The organism is Pseudomonas sp., assembly GCF_041601375.1.
Classification (GTDB): domain Bacteria; phylum Pseudomonadota; class Gammaproteobacteria; order Pseudomonadales; family Pseudomonadaceae; genus Aquipseudomonas.
In genome coordinates this window covers 1-4,001 of record NZ_JBFIIG010000272.1, presented here as the reverse complement: position 1 = coordinate 4,001, position 4,001 = coordinate 1, and the positions used below count along the sequence as shown (strand labels likewise).

Genomic DNA, 4,001 nt, shown 5'->3' with positions numbered 1-4,001 from the left:
CGCCCTCAGTGGCGGGCCTATGGCGATTATCGCCGGCACCCTGGCGGTGGTCCTGGCATTTGCCCTGGTGCCAGTGCTGAGTCGTATCGGGCAACCCAAGCCTGAAGCGCACGAAACTCCCCCCCTGACCAAATTGCCACGGTGATCGCCATGTACGAATCCTTGATGAAAGTATTCACCAGCTACAGCCTGATCAGCGGCTTCGCCATCATCGGCCTGACCATGTGGGTGTCCTACTGGATCTCAGATACCTTCACCAAAGGTCGCCTGCACGGTTCGGCGATTGCCATCCTGCTGGGCCTGCTGCTGTCCTATATCGGCGGTGCCTACACCGGCGGGACCAAGGGCCTGGTGGATATCCCGCTGTTTGCCGGGATAGGTCTGCTCGGTGGCTCCATGCTGCGCGACTTCGCGATTGTCGCCACCGGCTTTGGCGTCAGCGTCGAAGAGCTGAAACGCGCGGGCTTTGCCGGGGTGCTGGCACTGTTCGTCGGCGTGGGCACCTCCTTTATTGCCGGGGTCGGCGTGGCCATGGCCTTCGGCTACACCGATGCGGTCAGCCTGACCACCATCGGCACCGGCGCGGTGACCTATATCGTTGGCCCGGTGACCGGTGCGGCGATTGGCGCCAGTTCGGAAGTGATGGCGCTGTCGATCGCCGCCGGCCTGGTCAAGGCCATCCTGGTGATGATCGCGACGCCCTTCGTGGCGCCCTTTATCGGCTTGAACAACCCGCGCAGTGCGGTGATCTTCGGTGGCCTGATCGGCACCTCCAGCGGCGTCGCTGGCGGCCTGGCGGCGACCGATCCGAAGCTGGTTCCCTACGGCTGCCTGACTGCGGCGTTCTACACCGCCCTGGGTTGCCTGCTCGGGCCGTCGCTGCTGTTCTTCATCATGCGCGGGCTGATGGGCTGAGCCTTCGCTAGCGGATGGATAACGTCGGGTGGGTTGGGCGCTTCGCTCAGCCCACCTGGCGTTTCAGGCCTGATGCCTGAGGCTGTACATCCGGCATTCGGCCAACAGCGCGAGCAGGTTCGGGTCGCGCTCCTTGGCTTTCAGAAACACCACGCCGATATGCTGCTGCAGGTGGTACTTGGCCCGCAGCGGAATCAGCTTCACGCGGTTCTCATACACCGCGGCGATGCGTCCCGGCAGCAGGGCGTAACCGACGCCCGAGCTGACCATGCTGAGCAGGGTGAAGATGTCGTTCACCTGCATCGCCACCTTCGGCTCGAAGCCCGCCTGCTGGAATACCCGCGCACCGTCCTGGTGGGTGGCGAAGCCTTGGCTGAGGGTAATGAACGTGGCCTCGCGCAGGTCGCTCAGGTCCACCTCGGCTTGTTGGGCAAAGGGCGAATCCACCGGCACGGCGAGGAAGATGTCATCGGAGAACAACGGCAGCTGCGCGCAATCCGGGTCGTTGATGCTGTCGTTGAGCGCCACCAGGATGGCGTCCAGTTCCATGTTCTTCAGCTTGAATTGCAGGTCGACGTTGGAGCCGAGGATCAGGTCGATGTTCAGCTCGCTGCGCCTAATCTTCAGGCCCATGATCAGCTGCGGCACGGTCTTCACCGTCAACGAATAGAGCGCGCCAAGCTTGAAGCGCTCGGCGCTGAAACCTGCCGCCTCGCGGGTCAGGCGCACGCTGTCGAGCACCTCCTGGACCAGCTTCAGCGCCCGCTCTTCCAGCACATAGGCACTTTTCAACGGGATCAGGTTGCGCCCCTCGTGCTTGAACAGCGGGCAGCGCAGGGCGCTTTCCAGCGAATGAATGGCGCGATGCACGCTGACCGAGCTGGTCTCCAGATCGGCCGCCGCCCGCGCCAGGTTGCCGCTACGCATAAAGCCCAGAAAGATTTCCAGCTTCTTCAGGGTCAACTCTTCGTCTATCAGCATGGTGCGGTCGGCTCGGGCAGTGCGGGGGGCGATTGTGCCGTATTGGCGCGGCACACGCTCTCGGCCTTTGACTATTGGTGCGGGCGAGGGTTAAGGGTTCAGCCGCAGCTGATCCGCTGGATCACTTCGGCCTCGTCGATATCGATATTCAGGCGCCGCGAGTTGTATTCCAGGGTCACCGCATCGCCGGGGGCGAGTACGCGAACGCTGCGCGCGCCGGCCTGCTGGCGCGCCTGTTCAACCTGTTCGGCGGTCGCGGTCTCGCCCAGCATGCCTTGCACCAAGTCGGCGTTACAGGCGCCGTTGGGGTTGGCGGGTGGTGGCGGTGTCTTGCTGCCGTCTACCGAGCTGCAACCGGCCAGTACGGCGAGCAGGGCCAGGGTGCAGGGGAGTCGTTTGCGGTACATGTTGTAGTCCTTGGGTCGGGCGCCTGGGCGGCGCGCTGAATTGATAGCTGTTGATCCGACGCGTCTGTTCCTTGGCATGGGGATCAATGCGGCTTATGTCCGGTTACGAATAGCCAGCAACGCGATAGCGCCGATCATTATCACTCTGCCAGCCACTTGGCTGTGGCTCAGTACCCGCGCCCGGTCCAGATTTCATGCGCCGCGACCCCCAACGACTAACCTGGTGGATGTGCCGGATTTTCTGATTTTCCGTGCCGGCTACGTTTTTTCAGCCTCTACCTCGATGGCGTCCAGCGGCTCGCCTTCGGCGTCCTGCAACTGGTGATCGAACGCCGCCTGGAGGCCGGTTTCGCCCTCGACTTCCTCTTCGAGCACATGGTCAATGTAGCGCGGGTACAGCGGCGACAAGATTGCCACCAGGATGCCGATCGCTGAGAACATGGCAAACGCATCGGCGTAGCCGAATTCATTTACCAGCGCGCCGACGACGGGCGAGCCGGCCGCCTGGCCGAGCGCGACGGCCATGAATGGCAGTACCGGTCCCATCGACAATCGGCCCGGCAGCAGACGGATGCCGGTCATCAGATAGAGCCCCGTCAGGCTCATGTAGGCCAGGCCGAAGACCAGCGCGGAAAATACCGTGAGTACCAGTTGCCCTGGGCTGGCAGCTAGCAATGCCAGGCTAACGCACAGCATCATCAGCATCAGAGCGTGCGTGATGGGTGGGTTGTTGCGATCGGCCAGGTCGGCCACCACGGCGCCTCCGAGGCCGGCAATGCCAACCGCTAGCCACAGCCACCCGGTTGCGCTGGGCGGGAGGGCACCGAGGGTGACCACTAGATCGGGCGCGAAGATCCAGTACGCGGAAGAGACGAAGCCCATCGCGAATGCAAACAGCGAGAGCCTGAACAGACGCGACCACTGCAGGGCGTTGATCGGCGGTGGCGGCGCAGCGTTCGCCGGCGTGATCCGCGACACCGAGGGAATGAAGTACCACGCGGCAACTACTCCGATGCCCGCCAGGACGGCAAAGGATACGTAGGCGAAACGCCAAGCGCTGGCCAGGAACAGAACCGCCGGTACGGCAACTGCCACACCGATGCTGGTACCCGCATTCATGACCGCGCTTACTCGACCGTGCAGCGAGCGCTTGACCAGTGCCTGCATGGCGGCAGTGAGCGCCGGCATCATCAGGCCGGTGCAGATGCCGCAGGCGAACACACCCACACCGAGCGACAGCGCGCTAGAGGACTGGCTGATCAGCGCCAGGCCGCCGACGGCGAACCCACCGGACAGCATCGCCGTGTAACGGGCACCGAGGCGGTCGGCAGCAAAAGGCGCAACCAGCGTGGCCAGCAAGAAACTGATAAGCGGCAGCGCGCCGATGATGCCGATCGCGTACGGCGTCAGTTCGAGTTCAGTGCGGATAGGGGGCACGAACAAGCCGAAAGCGAAGCGCGCGAGCCCGAAACTGATCGCAACCAGCGCTGCACCGAATAGCGCAAACCCAGTGCTGGAAAGAGACTTCATCCGGCCTCCGCGAGACAAGGATCAAGGATTCCCGACCTTTTTGGCTCTTGGCAGCCACGCTGCCGTGCGATGACAGCCCATCGATGCTCGAAAGTAAATGCGTTGATATCCATGCGGGCCTCACATCAAAAGGGGGCGTGAGTGAGTTTTGATGAAGGCATACCCGGG

General features: G+C 63.2%; 5 protein-coding genes. 2 read left to right on the top strand and 3 right to left on the bottom strand.

The features are described 5' to 3' along the window. Together ABZE94_RS20835 and madM are read left to right on the top strand one after the other, a co-directional pair. A partial coding sequence (locus ABZE94_RS20835) for a malonate transporter subunit MadL (protein ID WP_372878052.1) occupies positions 1 to 145 on the top strand: 145 nt, incomplete at its 5' end. A 5-nt stretch (positions 146 to 150) separates the two neighbouring features. Next, the gene (gene madM, locus ABZE94_RS20830; protein ID WP_372878050.1) at positions 151 to 915 is read left to right on the top strand and encodes a malonate transporter subunit MadM; all 765 of its coding nucleotides are present in this window, start codon (positions 151 to 153) and stop codon (positions 913 to 915) included. A 63-nt stretch (positions 916 to 978) separates the two neighbouring features. On the opposite strand, the gene ABZE94_RS20825 is transcribed toward madM, so the two are convergent. The 3 genes from ABZE94_RS20825 to ABZE94_RS20815 form a co-directional block, all read right to left on the bottom strand. Beyond that, positions 979 to 1,896 (bottom strand): LysR substrate-binding domain-containing protein, encoded by a 918-nt coding sequence (locus tag ABZE94_RS20825; RefSeq protein WP_372878048.1) that lies wholly within the window; start codon positions 1,894 to 1,896, stop codon positions 979 to 981. A 98-nt stretch (positions 1,897 to 1,994) separates the two neighbouring features. Continuing rightward, positions 1,995 to 2,303: an I78 family peptidase inhibitor gene (locus tag ABZE94_RS20820; RefSeq protein WP_372878046.1), complete on the bottom strand. Its 309-nt coding sequence runs from the start codon at positions 2,301 to 2,303 to the stop codon at positions 1,995 to 1,997. A 258-nt stretch (positions 2,304 to 2,561) separates the two neighbouring features. Further along, positions 2,562 to 3,833, bottom strand: coding sequence for a nitrate/nitrite transporter (locus tag ABZE94_RS20815; RefSeq protein WP_372878044.1), 1,272 nt, complete (start codon positions 3,831 to 3,833; stop codon positions 2,562 to 2,564). Between the last annotated feature and the right edge of the window lie 168 nt (positions 3,834 to 4,001).